The sequence below is a fragment of the Allobosea sp. GW822-FHT03F07 genome, from assembly GCF_058801345.1.
On sequence record NZ_JBXAND010000012.1, the window covers coordinates 43,439 to 61,859 of the forward strand.

Below are 18,421 nucleotides of genomic sequence, written 5' to 3' on the forward strand. Positions count from 1 at the left end.
GATCAGCCCTTTCCGCCGCCGGCCGGGCCGCGATAGAGCAGCCCGCGCGCTGCCAGGACCGCGACGACGATCGAGAGCTGGACGACGCCCATGATCATCGCGACGGCCGAGGCCATCGAGTAGTCGTATTCCTCGAACGCCGCCTGATAGGCCGCGATCGAGATCACGCGCGTCGGGCCCGCAGGCGCGCCGAGCAGCACAGCCGAGGGGAAGACCGAGAAGGCCTGCACGAAGCTCAGGCAGAAGGTGATGGCGAGCCCCGGCAGCAGCAGGGGCAGCAGGATGTGCTTGAAGCGCTGCCACGGGCCGGCGCCCAGCGTCGCGCCGGCCTGTTCGAGCGCCGGATCGACGCCCGACAGATAGGACAGCGTCAGCAGGAAGGTGAAGGGGAAGCCGGTGATGACCAGCGAGATCATCACGCCCCAGTAATTGTGAAGGAGCTTCACCGGAGACGAGATCAGCCCCGCGGTCATCAGGGCGCGGTTGAACCAGCCCTGCGGGCCGAGATAGTTGAGCAGCCCCTGCGCGACCAGCACGGTGCCGAGCGTGATCGGGATCACCAGGATCGTGGTCAGCAGGCGCTGATGTGTCATCAGCCGGACGCGAAAAGCGATCGGGATCGCCATCAGCAAGGTCAGGATTGTCACCGGCAGCGCCAGCCAGAGCGTGGTCGAGATCGTGCCGTAGAGGAACGAGTCCGAGAAGAAGCGCTGGTAATTGGCGAGGACGCCGCCCGCCTTCGGCGTGAAGGACAGGAACAGCCCGTAGAAGAACGGGTAGATGAACAACGCGAGCGAGAAGAACACCGCCGGCAGGACCAGCAGGGTCAGGCCGTCGAGCCCGCGCGCGGCGAGCCTCTGGCTCAGCGGGATGGAGGGAGCGGAGCTGGTCACGCCGCATCCCCATAGACGAGGACGCGGTCGGGCTCGGCAGCGAGCGTGACCTCGGCGCCGGGCGCGAGCTTGTCATGGGCGAGGAAGGACAGGTCCGTGCCGTCGGCCATGCGGGCGAAGCCAACGAATTCGCGCCCCCGGAACTCGGTCGAGATCACCTGCGCCTTGAGGCCCGCGCTGCCGGCCGCAACCGGGTGCAGATCCTCGGGGCGAACAGCGACATGGGCGGCACCGCCCGGCGCGATCGTGCTGCGGGCACGGCCGACGATGGCGGCCTCGCCGACGGCGACCGTCGCATGCTCGCCGGCGACCGAAACGGCACGGCCGGCGACCTTGTTGCGGAAGCCCATGAATTCGGCGACGTCGAGATGGTCGGGTCGTGAGAACAGATCTTCCGGCACGCCGACCTGACGGACCTGTCCGTCGCGCATCACCACGATGCGATCAGCCAGCGACAGGGCCTCTTCCTGGTCGTGCGTCACATAGATCGTGGTGGCGCCCAATGTGTTGTGGATGCGGCGGATTTCGGCACGCATCTCGAGGCGCAGCTTGGCGTCGAGGTTGGAGAGCGGTTCGTCCATCAGCACTAGCGGCGGCTCGACGACGATGGCGCGCGCGATCGCGACGCGCTGCTGCTGGCCGCCGGAGAGCTGGCCGGGGAGTTTCTCGGTCTGGCCCTGCAGGCGGACCAGCGCCACCGCCTCGGCGACACGGCGCTCGATCTCGGCCTTGGCCACGCCACGCATCTTCAGCCCGAAGCCGATGTTCTTGGTCACACTCATATGCGGGAACAGCGCGTAGTTCTGGAAGACCATGCCGAAGCCGCGCTCTTCCGGCCGGAGCGGGTCGATGCGCTTGTCGTCGAGCCAGATGCCGCCGCCGGTCGCGGGCAGGAGGCCCGCGATGATGTTCAGCGTCGTCGACTTGCCGCAACCCGATGGGCCGAGAAGCGCGATGAATTCGCCCTTGCCGATCGTCAGCGAGACGTCCTTCAGTGCGTTGTGGGTGCCGAAGTCCCGGCTCAGGCGATCGAGCCTAAGCTCGCTGAAAGAAGCTGCGTGAATCGTCATGGCCACCGCGTGCTGAAGTCTCGATCGAGGATCCGGTCGGCGGCAGCTCATATCGGGCTGCCGCCGGTCGATTCATCCGACTGCGCAAGATCACCTGCGCAGCGCTACTTGTGCAATGACCGCTTACGCTTAGATCATTTGCGCTTAGATCATTTGCGCTTGGCGCCGCCGACCTGCTCGTCCCAGATGCGGAAGGCGACGACCATCTTCTCCGGGTCGAGCGGTGTCTGGAGCGGGTTGTCGGCGATCAGCTTCTCGTATTCGGGCCGGCCGAATTCCTTGATCGCCGCCTGGCTTTCCGCCGGCGCCATGTCGAGCGTGACGCCCTTCACGGCCGGGCCCGGATAGAAATAGCCCTCGTCATAGGTGTAGGCCTGCTGCTCCTTGGTCAGGAGGAAGTTCATCAGGTCGACGAGGACGGCGAGTTTCTCGTCCGAAACGCCCTTGGGGATGCACATGTAGTGCGCGTCCGTGACCCAGTGGAAACCCTTGAGCGCGGCGATCTTGGCTTCCTTCGGCACGACGCCGAGGACGCGGGGGTTGATGTCCCAGCCCGTCGTGGTCACGGTCATGTCGCGGGAGCCGTCGCCGAGCTCCTTCATCGTCGCGCCGGTGCCGCCGGGATAGTATTCGATGTTCTCGCCGAGCGCCTTGAGATAGGCCCAGGTCTTGTCCCAGCCCTTGACCGGATCCTTCGGGTCGGAGTCGCCGAGCAGATAGGGCAGGCCCATCATCCAGGTGCGGCCGGGGCCGGAATTGCCCGGGCGCGGATAGATGAAGCGGTTCTTGTTCTCGCGCGTCCAGGCCAGCAATTCCTCAGCGGTCGTCGGGACCGTCTTGACCTTGGCCGGCATGTATTCGAGCAGCGGCCCGGAAGGATAATAGGTGACGACGACGCCCTGCCCGCTGGCAAGCGCTTGCATCTTGGCGGCGCCTTCGAGGTAAATCTCGTCGAGCTTGGGCAGGCTGCCGGCCAGCTGCGGCAGCAGCGGCACCCAGAGCTTCTGGTCGACGCCGGCCGAGAGCGCATCCGTGCCGGTCAGCACCATGTCGATGTCGACGCGGCCGGCATCCTGCTGAGCCTTGATCTTGCCGGGGAGTTCCGGCGACGGCGCCTTGGTGAAGACGATGCGCGAGACCAGGTTGGGCTTGGCCTTGCGGTAATTCTCGATCGCCTTCTGCGTCAGCGCCAGATTGCCGGCGACGTCGACGATCGACAGGACGACCGGAGATGTCGGCAGCTTGAGCTGCTGGGCGAAGACGGAAGGCGCATGCGCGGCGCCAGCGAGGCCCGCGACGCCGCCGATGAATTCACGCCGATTGATTCTGCTCTGGACCATGACCTCTCCTCCGGTGATGCGGATTTTCCGCTTCGTTCTTGTTGATCGAGCTGCCGGCACCCCTATCAGGATGCCACCTCGATGGCTCCGTTGCTCGCGCCGATTGACGCGACCCCGGAATAGTCGGTATCCTAGTATACTAGTCGACCAGAGCTTGGCAATGGGCATCCCCGCAGCACGTCAGAGCACCGATCAGATCCACCGCCTGTTGCGAGGAGACATCCTCGCGGCGGCGCTGCGCCCGGGCGAGGCGATGTCTGAAGCGCGCATGGCGGTGCGTTTCGGGGTCAGCCGCACGCCCGTACGCGAGGCGTTCAAGCGCCTCGTCGAGGAGGGTTTCCTGATGGTGGTGCCGCAGGTCGGGACGTTCGTCGCGCCGATCGATCTCGCCGCCGTGCATGACAGCCAGTTCGTCCGCGAGACGCTGGAATGCCGGACGGTCGCGCTGGCCGCCCGCCATGCCGATGCAGCGGGCAAGGCGGCGCTCGAGCAGAACGTCCGCCAGCAGGAGCGCGACCTTGCCGCCGGTGACAGGGTCTCCTTCTTCCGCCATGACGAGGCGTTCCATGCCGAACTCGCGAGGCTCGCCGGCCACCCTTCCGTGTGGAGCCTGATCGAGGGCGTCAAGGCGCAGCTCGACCGCGTCCGCTGCCTTTCCCTCGAAAGCGCGGCCTGGCCGAACATGATCCTGACGCAGCACCGCGAAATCCTGCATTGCGTCGTCACGGGCGACGAAGCGGGCGCGGAAGCCGCGATGCGGGCGCATCTGCGCACCGTCTTCGACGCGATCGAGACGATCGCGCGCGACCAGGTCGATGCCTTCGCCGGCAGCGCCACCCCTGCCCGACTCGACTGATCCACAGGCCGGTCCGCAACAACGACCACGCAAAGACACGAAGAGGATACGCGACCATGACCCATGTTCTCAACGAACGGGGCTTCTGATGGAACAGAGCTGGAGATGGTTCGGCCCCGACGACGTGGTCACGCTCTCGCAGGCCCGGCAGGCGGGCGCGCGCGGCATCGTCAACGCCCTGCACCAGATCCCCTATGGCGTGGTCTGGAGCGTCGAGGAGATCGAGGCGCGCAAGGCGATCATCACGGGTGATGCGAGCCTCGGGCTGCGCTGGAACGTGGTCGAAAGCCTGCCGATCCATGAGACGGTGAAGATCGGCGAAGGCGATCTCGAGCCGATCTTCGAGAACTATCGGCAGTCCCTGCGCAACCTCGCCGCCTGTGGGCTGGAGGTGGTGTGCTACAACTTCATGCCGGTGCTGGACTGGACGCGCACCGAGCTTGCCCACCGCCTGCCCGGCGGCGGCACGGCGCTGCGCTTCAACATCCACGAATACGTCGCCTTCGACCATTTCATGCTGCAGCGCCCCGGCGCGGCGGAGGGGCATTCGGCCGACATCATGGATCGCGCCAAGGCCTGGTTCGAGCGCTCCTCCGAGGCCGATCGCGACCGGCTTCTCGCCAACATCATGGCAGGCCTGCCCGGCGCCTATGACCGCTACGACGTGCCGGGGCTGAAGCGCATGCTGGAGCGCTATCACGGCATGAGCCACGATCAGCTTCGCGCCAATCTCAAGCGCTTCCTCGAAGCCGTGATCCCGACCGCAGAGGAGGTCGGCATCCGGATGTGCATCCATCCCGACGATCCGCCGCGCCCGCTTTTCGGCCTGCCGCGCATCTGTTCGGACGAGGACGACATCGCCTACATCCTCGGCGCGGTCGATTCCCCGTCGAACGGGCTGACGCTGTGCTCTGGCTCCCTCGGCGCCAATCCGAAGAACGACGTGCCCGGCATCGCGAAGCGCTTCGCCGACCGGATCTGGTTCGCGCATCTGCGCAATGTCGCCAAGGACCCGGATGGCTCCTTCATGGAAGCCGAGCATCTCGGCGGCGACACCGACATGGTCGCCCTCGTCGAAGTCCTGCTGGCCGAGGAACAGCGCCGCAAGGCGGCAGGATGGGCGCATTGGCAGATCCCGATGCGGCCGGACCATGGCCATGAATTGCTCGACGATGCCGGAAAGGGCTCGTTCCCGGGCTATCCGGCAGTCGGGCGCCTGCGCGGGCTCGCGGAACTGCGTGGCGTGATGGCAGCGGTGAGCTCGCTCCGTGGGTATCACGCCTGAGCAGTCGATAAGCGGGCTTGCTCGTTGCCACGCCCGTCATTCCGTGCCTGCCACGGGATCCATCGGAGGGCTCCGGCGCTCTACGATGGATCCCGGAGCTCCGCTTCGCTACGTCCGGGATGACGTTGTGGTTCCGAGCGAGCTTTCCGGACATCAATACACGTCGGCCTGATAGCGGCCGGCCTTTTTCAGCGCCGCGACATAGGCCACTGCCTCGTCCGCCGAGCGCTTGCCGTGCTCGGCGACGACGTCGACCATCGCGCGCTCGACATCCTTGGCCATGCGCTTGGCATCGCCGCAGACGTAGAAATGCGCACCCTGCTCGAGCCAGGCGAAGAGTTCGGCACCGCGCTCGCGCATGCGGTCCTGGACATAGATTTTCTCGTTGCCGTCGCGCGACCAGGCCAGCGTCAGGCCGGTGAGGACGCCCTCCTCCTTCATTGCGGTCAGTTCGTCCTCGTAGAAGAAGTCGCTGGCCCGGCGCTGATGGCCGAAGAACAGCCAGTTCTTGCCCGGCGCTTTGGTCGCGCGCCGGTCGTGCAGGAAGGCCCGGAAGGGGGCGACCCCGGTGCCGGGGCCGCACATGATGATCGGCGTTTCCGGGTTCTCCGGCAGGCCGAAGCCATGGGCGCGCTGGACGTAGACCGGCACCTTGTCGCCGGGCTGCACGCGCTCGGCGAGGAAGGTCGAGGCGACGCCCCAGCGCGGGCGGCTGCCGATCTTGTAGCGCACCGTATCGACGGTAAGCGTAATGCGCCCGGGCGTGGCGATGCAGGAGGAGGAGATCGAGTAGAGCCGGGGCTGCAGCGGATCGAGCGCCTCGACGAAGGCCTCCGCCGAAAGCCTGGCCTGACCGAACTTGTGCAGAGTGCCGAGCACGTCGAGACGGTCGAGATCGCCGTCCGGGTCCTCGCCCGCCGCCAGCCGCTTGGCCTTGGCGCGCGTCTCGCCGCCAGTGACGTAGGAGATGAGCTGGAACAGCGCATCCGGCGCCGGCCCGAGCGCGCGCTCGGCGATCAGCGCCTGCCGCAACGTGGTACCGCCGACATCGGCATCGGGGCGGGCGCCGAGCAGCGCTATCACCGCATCGACGAGACGCGGGTCGTTCTGCGCGACGATGCCGAAGGCGTCGCCGACGATGTAGTCGAGCCCGCATTCGGAGAGATCGAACTCGACATGCCAGGTCTCCTTCTCGGAGCCCTCGCCATTGAGCTTCCTGCGCGACAGAAAGGTTGCCATCGCCGGGTTCTCGCGGCAGCGCCCGAGCGGACCGAGCGGAGCTGCGGCGGCGGGTTCCGCCGAAAGAGGGGCCGGCGCAGAACCCGCCTCCTCCGTCAGGGCTTTAAGCATCCGCAGCGTGTCCTTGCCGCCGGGAGCGCAGAGATTGAGACGAGGTTCCTTGCCCTCGGCGATCGCCGCCGAATAGGTCTCGCAGACATAGCCGCACTGGCCGCAATCCTGCTGCGCCATCGCGGCGAAGAGCTTGCGCGGCAGCGGCCTGCCCTCGGCCAGCTTCATGCGCTCGGCCATCTCCATCGACGGATCGTGCCAGGGGGCGCCGTCATCGGCCTCGCCCATGACGGCAGCGTTCTCGGCCGGCGACAGCGCGGTGACGCCGGCATTGTCGAGCGAGAGAAGGCCGGCGAAGAAGCCGTTCAGCCAGGACCGCTGTTCCTCGCTGAACGGCGCGGTCTCCGGCAGGACCTGGACGATGGGGGACGGGGTCTGGATGGTCATGCCGCGTCTCCCGTCTGCGCGACCAGGGCCTGCAGCGCCGCGATCTCGTGGCGCCGCGCGAAGGCGACGAAGCTCTCGTCGGGCGTGGCGCGATGCTCCTGCCAGGCGCGCAGGATCGACTCGACCAGCGCCGGCGCCTCCTCGGCCTTCACATTGGTGCGGAATTCGCGGCCGATGCCGCCCTCGACGCCGAAGCCGCCGCCGACGAAGACATGATAGCCCGGCACCGTGTCGCCCTCGTCGCTGACCGGCACCTTGGCGCCGATCAGGCCGAGATCGCCGATATAGTGCTGGGCACAGGAGTTGTGGCAGCCGGTCAGGTGGATGTTGACCGGCGTATCCAGCGTGATGCGCGGCTCGCAATGGGCGGCGATGGCGAGCGCATCTTCCTTGGTGTGGGCGCCGGCGAACTTGCAGCCCGTGGCGCCGGTGCAGGCGATGAGCCCGGCGCGCAGGATCGAGGTCTCCGCCGAAAGCCCGATGGCCTGGAGATTGGCGATGACGTCCTCGACCTTGGCATCCGGCACGCCGGAGATCAGCAGGTTCTGCCAGACGGTGAGGCGGATGTCGCCATCGCCGCAGGCCTGCGAGATCGAGGCGATGACGCGCATCTGCTGGACGGTGAGCTTGCCGACCGGAAGCGCGACGCCGATCCAGTTCAGGCCGGCCTGGGCCTGGGCGTGCACGCCGATATGGCCGAGGCGGTCATAGACCGGCCGGGGCTTCACGAAGGCGGCATCGAGCCGGATCAGCTTGCGGCCGAGCTTCTCCTCGACCGCGGCGAGGAACGTGTCGAAGCCCCAGGCGTCGAGAACGTATTTCAACCGCGACTTGTTGCGGTCGGTGCGGTTGCCGTTGGCGATGAAGACGCGCACGATCGCATCCGAGACCGCGATGGCATCGGATGGCGCGACGATGACGCCGGTGTCGCGGGCGAGGTCCTTGTGGCCGGTGATGCCGCCGAGAGCGAGGCGATACCAGATGCCGGGCTCGACCGGCTGGCCCTCAAAGGAGGCGCCGTCGCCGACCTCGATCGCCTGGAAGCCGATATCGTTGGTGTCCTCCAGCGTCGCGATCGAGCCCGCGCCGTCGAAGGCGACGTTGAACTTGCGCGGCAGCCCGTAGAGCGAGCGATCGTTCAGGATGTGGTGGTGCCAGGCGCGGGCATGGGGGCGCGTGTCCAGCAGTTCGAGCGGATCGATGCCGGCCGTGGCGGAACCCGTGACGTTGCGGATGTTGTCGGCGCCGGAGCCTTTCGCCGTCAGCCCGAGATCGGCGAGGCCTTCGAGCAGCGCGGCGGCGTTCTCGGCCGGAATCTCGCGGACCTGCAGATTGGCGCGCGTGGTGACATGGGAATAGGGGCCGCAGAGTTTCTCGGCGAGGTCGGCGACGCCCGCGAACTGCCAAGCCTTCAGGATGCCGTTGGGAATGCGCAGGCGGCACATATAGCTGTTCTGCGCCGGGGCCACGTAGAACAGGCCGTGATAGCGCCAGCGGAAATCGTCCTCCGGCTTGGGATAGACGCCGGCTGCGGCCTGTGCCTTGAAGCGGGCATAGGCGTCGAAGGGGTGCTCGGCCTGCTTCCACTTCTCCTGCTGCGCAAGCTTGCCGCCAGCAGCGACGGTCCTCGCCTGCGCCTCCTGATGTTCCCGGTCCGGGCCGCTCGGCTTGCCCGAGCCGCCTGCGCCGGGCGCGCCGCCGAGCGGGCCCAGTCCGCGCGCCGTGCGGGCCGACTGCATGCCGCTCATGAAGCCTTCGAGGTAGCGCTTCTGGTCGGGGGTGAAATCTTCGCTCATGATCTTGCTCTGGCTGACGGATCAGGCCGTGCCTTGGCCGGCTGCGGCGATCATGGCGCCGGACAAGGTGCCGTAGGCGCTCGTCCAGGCGTCCCGAACAGCGGGCGTGAAGCCGTCGCCGAGCCCCTGCTCCAGCGTCCAGAGCAATGCCGCGCCGACGGGCGCGTAGTGGGCCGCGGTCACGCCATAGCCATTGTGCTTGACCGCCAGCGCGTTCACCGCCGGCATCAGGGCCGGCAGGTCGTCGAGCCCCTTCACCACCACGGCGAGCGTGCCCATCAGCTTGCGGCCCTGCTCCTTCATGTCGCTCGCCTTGAACAGCGGGCGGACTTCGGGGGCGATCTCGAACAGGCGGCCGTAGAACAAGGCGGCGGCCTGCTCGGCGATGGGGGCGACCTTGGAGAAGCTCGCCTTGATCTCGGAAACCTGATCGGGGGTCATTTGCTGCTCCTCAGGCGGCTTCGACGAAGCGGTGGCGCTCATAGAGGAACTTCAGCACCGCCTCGCGGGCGGCGATGTAGGTCCGGTCGGAAACGAGGTCGAGACGCTTGCGCGGCCGGTCGAGCCGGACGTCGAGCACCTCGCCGATGCGGGCGGAGGGGCCATTGGTCATCATCACGATCCGGTCCGAGAGCAGCACGGCCTCATCGACGTCATGGGTGATCATGATCATCGTGTTCCCGAGCGTGGCGTGGATCTGCATGATCGAGTCCTGCAGATGGGCGCGGGTCAGGGCGTCGAGCGCGCCGAAGGGCTCGTCGAGCAGCAGGATCTTCGGCTCCATGGACAGGCCGCGCGCAATGCCGACGCGCTGCTTCATGCCGCCCGAAATCTCGCCCGGGCGCTTGTCCCTGGCGTGTCCCATCTGGACGAGCTCGAGGTTGTGCATGATCCAGTCATGCCGCTCGGCCCGGCTCTTGGTGGCGCCGAAGACCTTGTTCACGGCGAGCGCGACATTGTCGTAGACGGTGAGCCAGGGCAGCAGCGAATGGTTCTGGAAGACCACGGCGCGCTCCGGGCCGGGCTCGCGGACCTCGCGGTTCTCCAGCAGCACGCCGCCTTCGCTCACCGGCGTCAGCCCCGCGATGATGTTGAGCAGGGTCGACTTGCCGCAGCCGGAATGGCCGATCACCGAGACATATTCGCCCTTGTCGATGACGAGATTGATATCCTTCAGCACTTCGGTCGTGGCGGCGCCGCGCTGGAAGCGTTTGTCGACGTGGTCGATCTTGAGATAGCTCATGCTCGCCTCCTCAGTTGGTCAGGGTGCCGCGGGTGACGATGGTGCCGACGAAGGCGACGAGGCGGTCGAGCAGGAAGCCGACGACGCCGATGTAGATGAGCGCCACGATGATGTCGGACAGGCGCGAGGAGTTCCACGCATCCCAGATGAAGAAGCCGATGCCGACGCCGCCGGTCAGCATCTCGGCCGCGACGATGGCGAGCCAGGACAGGCCGACGCCGATCCGCAAGCCGGTGAAGATGTAGGGCGCAGCCGAAGGCACCATGATCTTGAAGAAGAACTCGACCTGGTTCAGCCGCAGCACTTGCGCGACGTTGCGGTAGTCCTGCGGAATGTTGCGGATGCCGACCGCCGTGTTGATGATCACCGGCCAGATCGCGGTGATGAAGATCACGAAGATCGCCGAGGGCTGGCTGTCGCGGAAGGCCGCGAGCGAGAGCGGCAGCCAGGCCAGCGGCGGCACGGTGCGCAGCACCTGGAAGACCGGATCGAGCCCACGCATCGCCCAGACCGACTGGCCGACGACGGCGCCGAGCAGGACGCCGACCACCGCCGCCAGGCTGAAGCCGATGGCGACGCGCTGGAGCGAGACCAGGATGCGCCAGCCGAGCCCGATATCCTGCGAGCCTGCCCAGTAGAACGGCTCGACGATCAGATCCTTGGCCTCCTCCCAGATCTTGGTCGGGGGCGGCAGCGAGGATTGCGGACCGGACGCGGCGATCTGCCAGAACAGCGCGATCAGCGCCACCGTCACCAGCGGGGGCAGGACATTGACCAGCACCGCCCTGAGCCAGGTCAGCAGGCGCTGGCTCAGCGGTTTGCGCGTCGGCGCAGGCAACGACACCACGCCGGGCTTGGCGCCCGGCAGGGCGACGACGGTCGCTCCCACTGTGGCTTCCTTCAAGACAGCCTGACCCATCGGGTCCTCCTCTGGTTGCTGGTTTTGAACAGGTTCATGCCGCCCTCCTCACGCCGCGACCGTGGCGCGCGCCTGCGCGCCGATCCGGCGGATTTCCGGGAGGCATGAACCGCAATTGGTGCCGGCCTTGAGCTGCCGGCCGATGTCCTCAGGGCTGGCCGCGCCGCCGGCGAAGGCGGCGCGGATCGCGTTGAGGCCGACGCCGAAGCAAGCGCAGACGGTCGGGCCGGGATCGGCCGCGCCGTCGAGGCTGCGCCCGGCGAGCAGTGCCAGCCGGTTCTCCGGCAGGGCCTGCGCATCGGCGAAGGCGAGTTTGACCGTGTCCCAGAGCGGCGCGCGACCGGCCGGGGCTACGAAAAGCGCCATGCCCAACCGGCCCTCGCGCAGGACGGCGCAGCGATAGACGCCGCCCTTGGCATCGACCATCTCGGTCAGGCCCTCCTCGCCGAAGGCGGCGCGGACGGCCGCCATCAGTTCGGCCGGCGTGGCATCGGTCGCGAAGAGGCGGCCCTCGCCACCCTCCACGGCGAGCTTCGACCACCAGCTCCCCTCCGGCAGCGCGAACCCGTCGCGCGACAGCACGAAGCCCTGCGAGGCATAGGCTGCCGGCGCGATGGCCGAGGGCGTCGCCTTCATCTCGGGCTGGCCGGAGAAGGGATCGCAGGCCGGCTGGACGGCGGCACCGATGCGGGCATGCGAGGCCGTCTCGCCGGACCAATGGATCGGCGCGAAGAGCGAGCCGGGCTGGACGCCCTGGTCGAATACGACCTTGAGGACGACCGCACCGAAGGCGTTGCTGATGCGGGCGAAACCGCCCTCGGTCAGCCCGAAGCGCGCGGCGTCGGCCGGGTTCACCTGGACGGACGGCTCGGAAATGTGGGCGCTGAGACGGGGGCTGAGGCCCGTGCGCGTCATGGTGTGCCAGTGATCGCGGATACGGCCGGTGTTGAGCAGCAGCGGGAAGTCCGCGTTCGTTGAATTGGCCAGCGCCGGGACCGCTAGCGGCGCCATCTTCGCGCGGCCATCGCCGGTGAAGAAGCCGCCCTGCGCGAAGAGACGCGGCGTTCCCAGCGGCTTGCCGGCAGGCACCGGCCATTGCACGGGTTTGAGCGCATCATAGGTCCGCTTCGGCAGGCCGGCATGGGCGCCGATGTCGAAGTCGCGGCTGCCGTCATTCTCGAAGGCCGAGAGCGCGGCGTGCTCGGCATAGATCTCGGAGGGGCCGGCATAAGCGAAGGCCTCGCCGAAGCCGAGGCGTTTCGCGACCTCGCAGATGATCCACCAGTCCGGCTTCACCTCGCCCGGAAGGTCGAGGAAGGCGCGCTGGCGCGAGATGCGGCGCTCGGAATTGGTGACGGTGCCGTCCTTCTCGCCCCAGGCTGCGGCCGGCAGGATGAAATGGGGCTTGGCCGAAAGCGTGTCGTTCGAGAGCACGTTTTCGGAGACGATGAAGAGATCGAGGCCGCCGAGCACGGCCTTGACCGCGTCGGCGCGCGGCAGCGAGACGGCCGGGTTGGTCGCCATCACCCAGAGCGCCTTGATGCGGCCGCTGGCTACGGCCTCCATCATCGCCACCGCCTTGAGCCCCTCGGCCTGCGCCATGCTAGGCGCCTTCCAGAAGCGCCCGACGCGGTCGATCTCGGCGGCCGAATAGCCCATATGGGCGGCGAGCATGTTGGCGAGGCCGCCGACCTCGCGCCCGCCCATCGCGTTGGGCTGGCCGGTCAGGGAGAGCGGCCCACCGCCCGGGCGGCCGATACGGCCGGTGGCGAGGTGGCAATGCAGGATGGAAGCGACCTTGTCGGTGCCCTGCGCCGACTGGTTGACGCCCTGGCTCCAGGCCGTGACAACGGCCGGCGTCGCACCCCAGAGTTCGTAGAAGGCGGCGATATCGACCGGGGTCAGCCCGGTCCGCTCGGCCACCTTCGCGATGCTCGGGGCGAGCTCGCGCGCATTTTCGAGCGCTGCGTCGTAACCGGCGACATGGCGGGCGAGCCAGGTGCCGTCGGTCAGGCCGTTCGCGGCGAGATGCACGAGCAGGCCGGCGAACAGCACCGAATCCGAGCCGGGCTTGATGCCTAAGACCATGTCGGCGTCTTCCGCCGTCGCGGTGACGCGCGGATCGATGACGACGATCCGGGCGCCGCGCTGCGCCCGGTTCTGCTGCATGCGGCGGAACAGGACAGGGTGGCACCAGGCGGTATTGGAGCCGACGAGCACGATCAGATCGGCGCTGTCGAGGTCCTCGTAGTTGCCCGGCACGGTGTCGGAACCGAGCACGCGCCTATGGCCCGCGACCGTCGAGGACATGCAGAGCCGCGAATTCGTGTCGACATGAGGCGAGCCGATGAAGCCCTTCATCAGCTTGTTGGCGACGTAGTAATCCTCGGTCAGGAGCTGGCCCGAGAGGTAGAAGGCGACCGCATCGGGCCCGTCGCGCTCGCTGATCGTCCGCAGGCCATCGGCCACCGCGTCGAGCGCGACATCCCAACCCACCCGGTCATAGCCGCCTTCGGCGTTGCGGCGCATCGGATGCAGCACGCGCGAGCCCAGACCCAGCGTCTCGCCCAGAGCGGAGCCCTTCGAGCAGAGCCGGCCGAGATTGGCGGGATGGGACGGATCGCCCGCGATCATCGCGCCGCCCTTGCCGTCGGGGGTCGCCAGAACGCCGCAGCCGACGCCACAATAAGGGCAGGTCGTGCAGACCGCCGCCTTGGGCAGATCGCCCCGGGGCGTGCCGGTTTCAGGGAGGATCGTCTCGCCACGCATCTCAGGCAGCCCTCCCGATGCAGTAGGGCTCGCCGAAGGGCAGGTCGGCACGTATGGCGGAGATGTCCCGCCCGGATCGGATCAGGCCGAGATAGAACAGCGCCCCTTGCGTGTCGCCAACGAGGACGCAGCCGGCGACACGGCCCTCGCGGAGCACGAATTTGCGGTAGATGCCGGCGAAACGGTCGCGCAGCACGAGCGTCTCGTCGGCTTCGCCCGCCTCGAAATCGCCGGCCGAGAAGACGCCGACGCCGCTGACCTTGAGATTGGTCGCAAGCAGCGAGCCCTCATAGGCGGCGGGCTTGCCGGCGAGCCGCGTCGCCAGCACCCGCGCCTGCTCATAGGCGGGCTCGACCAGCCCGTAGACGCTGCCGCGATGCTCGGCGCATTCGCCGATCGCGAAGATCGACGCGTCGTCGCTGGCCATGCCGTCGTCGACGACGATGCCGCGGTTGACGGCGAGACCGGCGGCCTTGGCGAGATCGGTGTTCGGCCGCACGCCGATGGCGATGACGACGAGGTCGGCAGGGATCACCGTGCCGTCCTGCAATTCGACGCCCTCGACCTTGCCTGTGCCGGTGAAGCCCTTCGTCGCGCTGTTCAGCCGAACCGCGATGCCGCGCGCGGTGATCGCCGAGGCCAGAAGCGCCGCCCCCTCGGCGTCGAGCTGACGCTCCATCAGCCGGTCGACCAGATGCAGCAGCGTCACCTGTCCGCCCGCCTTCGACAGGCCATAGGCGGCTTCCAGCCCGAGCAGGCCGCCGCCGATGACGACGATGCGTGCGCCGCGCTCGGCAAAGCTGCGCATCGCCTTGACGTCGGTGGTGTCGCGGAAGGTCGCGACACCCGGCAGGTCGCCGCCCGGAAAGGCCGGCTTCAGCGGCTTCGAGCCCGTCGCCAGGACGAGCTTGGCGTAAGGCAGGGCCAGCCCGTCCTCCAGCGTGACAGTCTTGGCGGCGCGGTCGATCGTCGCGACGGCGCGGCCATAGAGCGTCGAGACGCCGCGCGCCTTCCACCAGGCGGCGGGCTTCAGCTCGATGTCGGGCTCGGCGATCTCGCCCGCCAGCAGCGGCGAGAGCAGCACCCGGTTATAGGCCAGGCGGCCTTCCGCCCCGATCACCGCGATGGAATAGCGGCCGAGCGCGCGCTGGCTGAGCTCGTCAACCAGCCGCGTCGCGGCCATGCCCTTCCCGACGATGATCAGGGGCTCAGCCATGCCTCAGGCCACCCGCTTGATCTTGAGGGCCTTGAGGTAGTCCATCGGCGCCGCCGGATCGAACTTCATGCCGTCGAAGAAGGTCTCGACGCCGCGCGAGTCGGCCGTCGGAGCCCCCGCGACGCCCAGCGTCTTGGCCGCCTCGCGCCAGAGATCGGCGCGATTGGTCTTGTCGACCAGCGCCTTGATGTCGAAATTCGGCTCGAACTTGCCCCAGCGAATATTCTCGGTGACGAACCAGGTGTCGAGCGACTTCCAGGGATAGGAGGTCGAGCCGCCCTCGCCCCAGAATTTCATCTGGAGGCTCGTGCCCTTCACCTCGCGGCCATTGCCATAGTTGATGTCCCCCAGCAGACGCTTGTTGATGTCGTTGACGGGGACGTTGAACCACTGGCGCTTGCCGACGATCTCCGACAGTTCCTGGCGATTTTCGCGCTTGTCGGCCCATTGCTGGGCTTCCATCACCGCCATCAGGATCGCCTGCGTCGCCTTGGGGTTGGCATCGACGAAATCGGCGCGCATGCCGAGGATCTTTTCGGGATGACGGGACCAGAGTTCGCCCGTCGTCAGCGCGGTGTAGCCGATGTTCTGGTTGACGAGCTGCTCGTTCCAAGGCTCACCGACGCAGAAGCAGTCCATCGTGCCGACCTTCATGTTCGCCACCATCTGCGGCGGCGGCACGACGATGACCTTGATGTCGGTGTCGGGGTCGATGCCACCCGCGGCGAGCCAGTAGCGTATCCAGAGGTCGTGGGTGCCGCCCGGGAAGGTCATCGCGGCGGTCAGTTCCTTGCCGGCGGCCTTCTTGCGCTCGAAGGCCTGCTTCAGCGGCGAGGAATCCTTCTGGACGTTCAGGTCCTTGTACTCGTTGGAAACCGAGATCGCCTGACCGTCCTCGTTGAGGTTCAGCAGCGTGTACATCGGCAGTGGCTGGCTGTTCTGCATCACCTTGCCGGTGGTGTAGAGATGCGTCTTCGGGCGCAGGATGTGGCCGCCATCGATGCCGTTGGCCTTGAAGCCCAGCGCCATGTTGTCGCGCGTCGCGCCCCAGGAGGCCTGCTTGGAGATGTCCATGTCGGGCAGGCCGTATTTGGCGTAGAGCCCCTTCTCCTTGGCGATGATCAGCGGCGCGGCGTCCGTCAGCGCGATGTAGCCGAGACGCGTGCCCTTGACCTCGGGACCGGCCGATTGCGCGAAAGCGCCCGACGGCAACGCCAGCCTGGCGGCGCTCAGCAGCGCCGCGGCGCCCGAGAGCTTGAGCAACTGGCGACGGCCCGCATCGATCGCCTGGTCGTCGATGGCCGGGTCGTTGATGGCATGGGCTTTCGGCTTGGTCACGACTGTCTTGGTCATCGATCGCCTCTCGGTGTGGATATGAATCGGCCTGCCAGCCGCCGAACACGAAAAACGCCGCGCGAAACGCGCCCCAAGGGCACCTTTCGACAGCGGCGTTGCTGTGCATTCCGGTTCGGAGGATGACGCGGGCAGCGTTGGCCGCGTTGCAGCATTCCTTACAAGGATCGTGCCAACCGCCGATCGCCAGAGAGAAATCTGGAATTACAATAAGTTAGCCCATGACGACAGCGCGGGGCGGCCATGCGAAAGCTCATCCCGCGTCGCACAAAATGATCGCAATTGCACGATATTTTTGCAAATCTGCTGATTAGTCCGCGCTGCCTGGAAAATAGGCAGGCCGATAAACCGCCCTCGCCTGCTCGGTCATTGCGGGTGTGCGGACGATCTGCCCGGCCCTCTCCATCCCCTCCAGAATCCAGTCAGCATGGCTAGGCTGCGGCCGCAATGCAGCGCGGTCGAAGCGGATGAAGCGTTCGACGTGCCGGGGCGGCCGCCCAGCCCCTTGCAGCAGGCTGAATTGCAGGACCGGCTCAAGAATCTCGACCGGCAAGGCGAGCCTGTCCGGCGCCGAGAGATGCCTGGCGAAGCGCGGGATATTGGTGGGATCGCAGGCCCATTCGCTCGCCCGCAGGATCGCCGCCGTCAGCCTGCGCACCGCCGCCGGCCGGCGCTCGACATCGTCGGCCTGCCAGGCCAGTACCTTGTCCGGACAGTCGCGCCGCAGATCAGTGCTTGTATGGACCATCGCGCCGACGCCCGCGGAAACGGCCGCAGCGTTCCAGGGGGCGCCGGCGCAGAAGCCGTCGACGCGCCCGCTCGTCAGGGCCTCGACCGTCTGCGGCGGCGGCACGACCTCGAAACGGACATCCGTGCCGAGCGCGAGCCCGGCCTTGGCCAGCCACTGGCAGATCAGATAGGTGTGGCTAGAGAAACCGAAGACCGCGGCGAGTGTCAGCGGCGGCAGGCCGGACGCCTTGCGCCGCGCAACCATCGCGGCCAACGCCCTCGCCGAGACCGCGGTGTCGGCCATGTCGCCCTCGGCGAGCCGCGCCAGTTCCTCGTAGCGGCGCACGGAAACGGTGATCGCCGCCCCGTCCAGGTTGAGCGCCAGCGGCACCGCCATCGGCGCCTTGACCCCACCGACGCCGAGCGTGGCGGCAATGGCAGCGGGTCCCAGCATATGAGCGGCGTCGAGCAGGCGGACATTGAGCTTGTCGCGCAGATTGGACCAGGAGACCTCGCGCACCAGTTCGAGATTGAGCCCCTCGGCCTCGGCGAAGCCTTCGTCCTTCGCAAGCACGACGAGCGCACAATCGACCAGCGGCATGAAGCCGACACGCAAGTGCAGGGTCACTTGAACACCTCCGCCGCCGTGATGATCGAACGCGCGATATCGACGAGCTTGCGCTTCTCGTTCATCGCCGTGCGCCGAAGCAGTGCATAGGCCTCGTCCTCCGACAGGTTCTTCATGCGCATGACGATGCCCTTGGCCTTGTCGACCAGCTTGCGCTCCTCGAGCTGGGAGCGGGCCTCGTCGAGTTCCTCGCGCAGCTTGCGGAAGGCGTTGAAGCGGCTGATACAGGTCTGAAGGATCGGCTGCATGCGCTCCTTCTTGAGCCCGTCGACGATGTAGGCCGAGACGCCGGCCTCGACCGCGGCCTCGATCGAGGCCGAATCCGACTGGTCGACGAACATGGTGATCGGCCGCTTCACATGGCGGCTGACCAGGAACATGTCGGCCAGCGCATCGCGGCTGGGGTCCTCGAGATCGATGACGACCACGTCGGGGTCATGCGTCTCGATCGCCGCGACGAGCCCATGTGTAGCGCCGATGCGGACGAGGTCGGTGAATCCGGCTTCGCGCAAGCCCTCGTCGATGATGGCCGCGCGCACCGGATTGGCGTCGACGATCAGGATTTTCAGATCGGGCCTCATGATCCG

General features: G+C 67.4%; 15 protein-coding genes. 2 read left to right on the plus strand and 13 right to left on the minus strand.

The window, feature by feature from the left end:
* Nucleotides 1–2: 2 nt before the first annotated feature.
* The 3 genes from AC1RMY_RS23730 to AC1RMY_RS23740 all read right to left on the minus strand — a co-directional run bounded on the left by AC1RMY_RS23730 (nucleotide 3) and on the right by AC1RMY_RS23740 (nucleotide 3,303).
* Entirely contained in the window at nucleotides 3–893 is an 891-nt protein-coding gene (locus tag AC1RMY_RS23730; RefSeq protein WP_492868788.1) for an ABC transporter permease, read from the minus strand.
* Entirely contained in the window at nucleotides 890–1,963 is a 1,074-nt protein-coding gene (locus tag AC1RMY_RS23735) for an ABC transporter ATP-binding protein (RefSeq protein WP_492868790.1), read from the minus strand. The genes AC1RMY_RS23730 and AC1RMY_RS23735 overlap by 4 nt, the downstream gene beginning before the upstream one ends.
* Nucleotides 1,964–2,112: 149 nt before the next feature.
* A complete protein-coding gene (locus AC1RMY_RS23740) occupies nucleotides 2,113–3,303 on the minus strand; it encodes an ABC transporter substrate-binding protein (RefSeq protein WP_492868792.1) in 1,191 nt (396 codons plus the stop codon).
* A gap of 160 nt (nucleotides 3,304–3,463) precedes the next feature.
* Between AC1RMY_RS23740 and AC1RMY_RS23745 the strand changes: the two genes are divergently transcribed.
* Together AC1RMY_RS23745 and uxuA are read left to right on the plus strand one after the other, a co-directional pair.
* Nucleotides 3,464–4,159 carry a GntR family transcriptional regulator gene (locus AC1RMY_RS23745; protein ID WP_492868794.1) on the plus strand — a complete coding sequence of 232 codons (696 nt, stop codon included), beginning with the start codon at nucleotides 3,464–3,466 and terminating at the stop codon, nucleotides 4,157–4,159.
* A gap of 88 nt (nucleotides 4,160–4,247) precedes the next feature.
* On the plus strand, nucleotides 4,248–5,444 hold the full coding sequence (uxuA, locus tag AC1RMY_RS23750) for a mannonate dehydratase (protein ID WP_492868796.1): 1,197 nt from the start codon (nucleotides 4,248–4,250) through the stop codon (nucleotides 5,442–5,444).
* Nucleotides 5,445–5,597: 153 nt separating this feature from the next.
* Here uxuA and AC1RMY_RS23755 read toward each other — a convergent pair whose 3' ends face one another.
* From AC1RMY_RS23755 to AC1RMY_RS23800, 10 genes are all read right to left on the minus strand, one after another.
* On the minus strand, nucleotides 5,598–7,181 hold the full coding sequence (locus tag AC1RMY_RS23755) for a sulfite reductase subunit alpha (RefSeq protein WP_492868798.1): 1,584 nt from the start codon (nucleotides 7,179–7,181) through the stop codon (nucleotides 5,598–5,600).
* Nucleotides 7,178–8,977 (minus strand): NirA family protein, encoded by a 1,800-nt coding sequence (locus tag AC1RMY_RS23760; RefSeq protein ID WP_492868799.1) that lies wholly within the window; start codon nucleotides 8,975–8,977, stop codon nucleotides 7,178–7,180. Before AC1RMY_RS23760 ends, AC1RMY_RS23755 begins: the two co-directional genes overlap by 4 nt.
* A 21-nt stretch (nucleotides 8,978–8,998) precedes the next feature.
* On the minus strand, nucleotides 8,999–9,418 hold the full coding sequence (locus AC1RMY_RS23765) for a globin family protein (protein WP_492868801.1): 420 nt from the start codon (nucleotides 9,416–9,418) through the stop codon (nucleotides 8,999–9,001).
* Between the two features lie 10 nt (nucleotides 9,419–9,428).
* Entirely contained in the window at nucleotides 9,429–10,220 is a 792-nt protein-coding gene (locus AC1RMY_RS23770; RefSeq protein WP_492868802.1) for an ABC transporter ATP-binding protein, read from the minus strand.
* A gap of 10 nt (nucleotides 10,221–10,230) precedes the next feature.
* Nucleotides 10,231–11,139 carry a nitrate ABC transporter permease gene (gene ntrB, locus AC1RMY_RS23775; RefSeq protein ID WP_492868804.1) on the minus strand — a complete coding sequence of 303 codons (909 nt, stop codon included), beginning with the start codon at nucleotides 11,137–11,139 and terminating at the stop codon, nucleotides 10,231–10,233.
* Nucleotides 11,140–11,187: 48 nt separating this feature from the next.
* Nucleotides 11,188–13,908, minus strand: a complete 2,721-nt coding sequence (locus AC1RMY_RS23780; protein WP_492868805.1) for a nitrate reductase — start codon at nucleotides 13,906–13,908, stop codon at nucleotides 11,188–11,190.
* A 1-nt stretch (nucleotide 13,909) separates the two neighbouring features.
* A complete protein-coding gene (locus AC1RMY_RS23785; RefSeq protein WP_492868807.1) occupies nucleotides 13,910–15,124 on the minus strand; it encodes an NAD(P)/FAD-dependent oxidoreductase in 1,215 nt (404 codons plus the stop codon).
* A gap of 3 nt (nucleotides 15,125–15,127) precedes the next feature.
* On the minus strand, nucleotides 15,128–16,477 hold the full coding sequence (locus AC1RMY_RS23790; RefSeq protein WP_492868808.1) for a CmpA/NrtA family ABC transporter substrate-binding protein: 1,350 nt from the start codon (nucleotides 16,475–16,477) through the stop codon (nucleotides 15,128–15,130).
* 310 nt (nucleotides 16,478–16,787) lie between these two features.
* Nucleotides 16,788–17,834 carry a CmpA/NrtA family ABC transporter substrate-binding protein gene (locus tag AC1RMY_RS23795; protein WP_492868810.1) on the minus strand — a complete coding sequence of 349 codons (1,047 nt, stop codon included), beginning with the start codon at nucleotides 17,832–17,834 and terminating at the stop codon, nucleotides 16,788–16,790.
* Nucleotides 17,831–18,415, minus strand: a complete 585-nt coding sequence (locus tag AC1RMY_RS23800; protein ID WP_327528415.1) for an ANTAR domain-containing response regulator — start codon at nucleotides 18,413–18,415, stop codon at nucleotides 17,831–17,833. The genes AC1RMY_RS23795 and AC1RMY_RS23800 overlap by 4 nt, the downstream gene beginning before the upstream one ends.
* Between the last annotated feature and the right edge of the window lie 6 nt (nucleotides 18,416–18,421).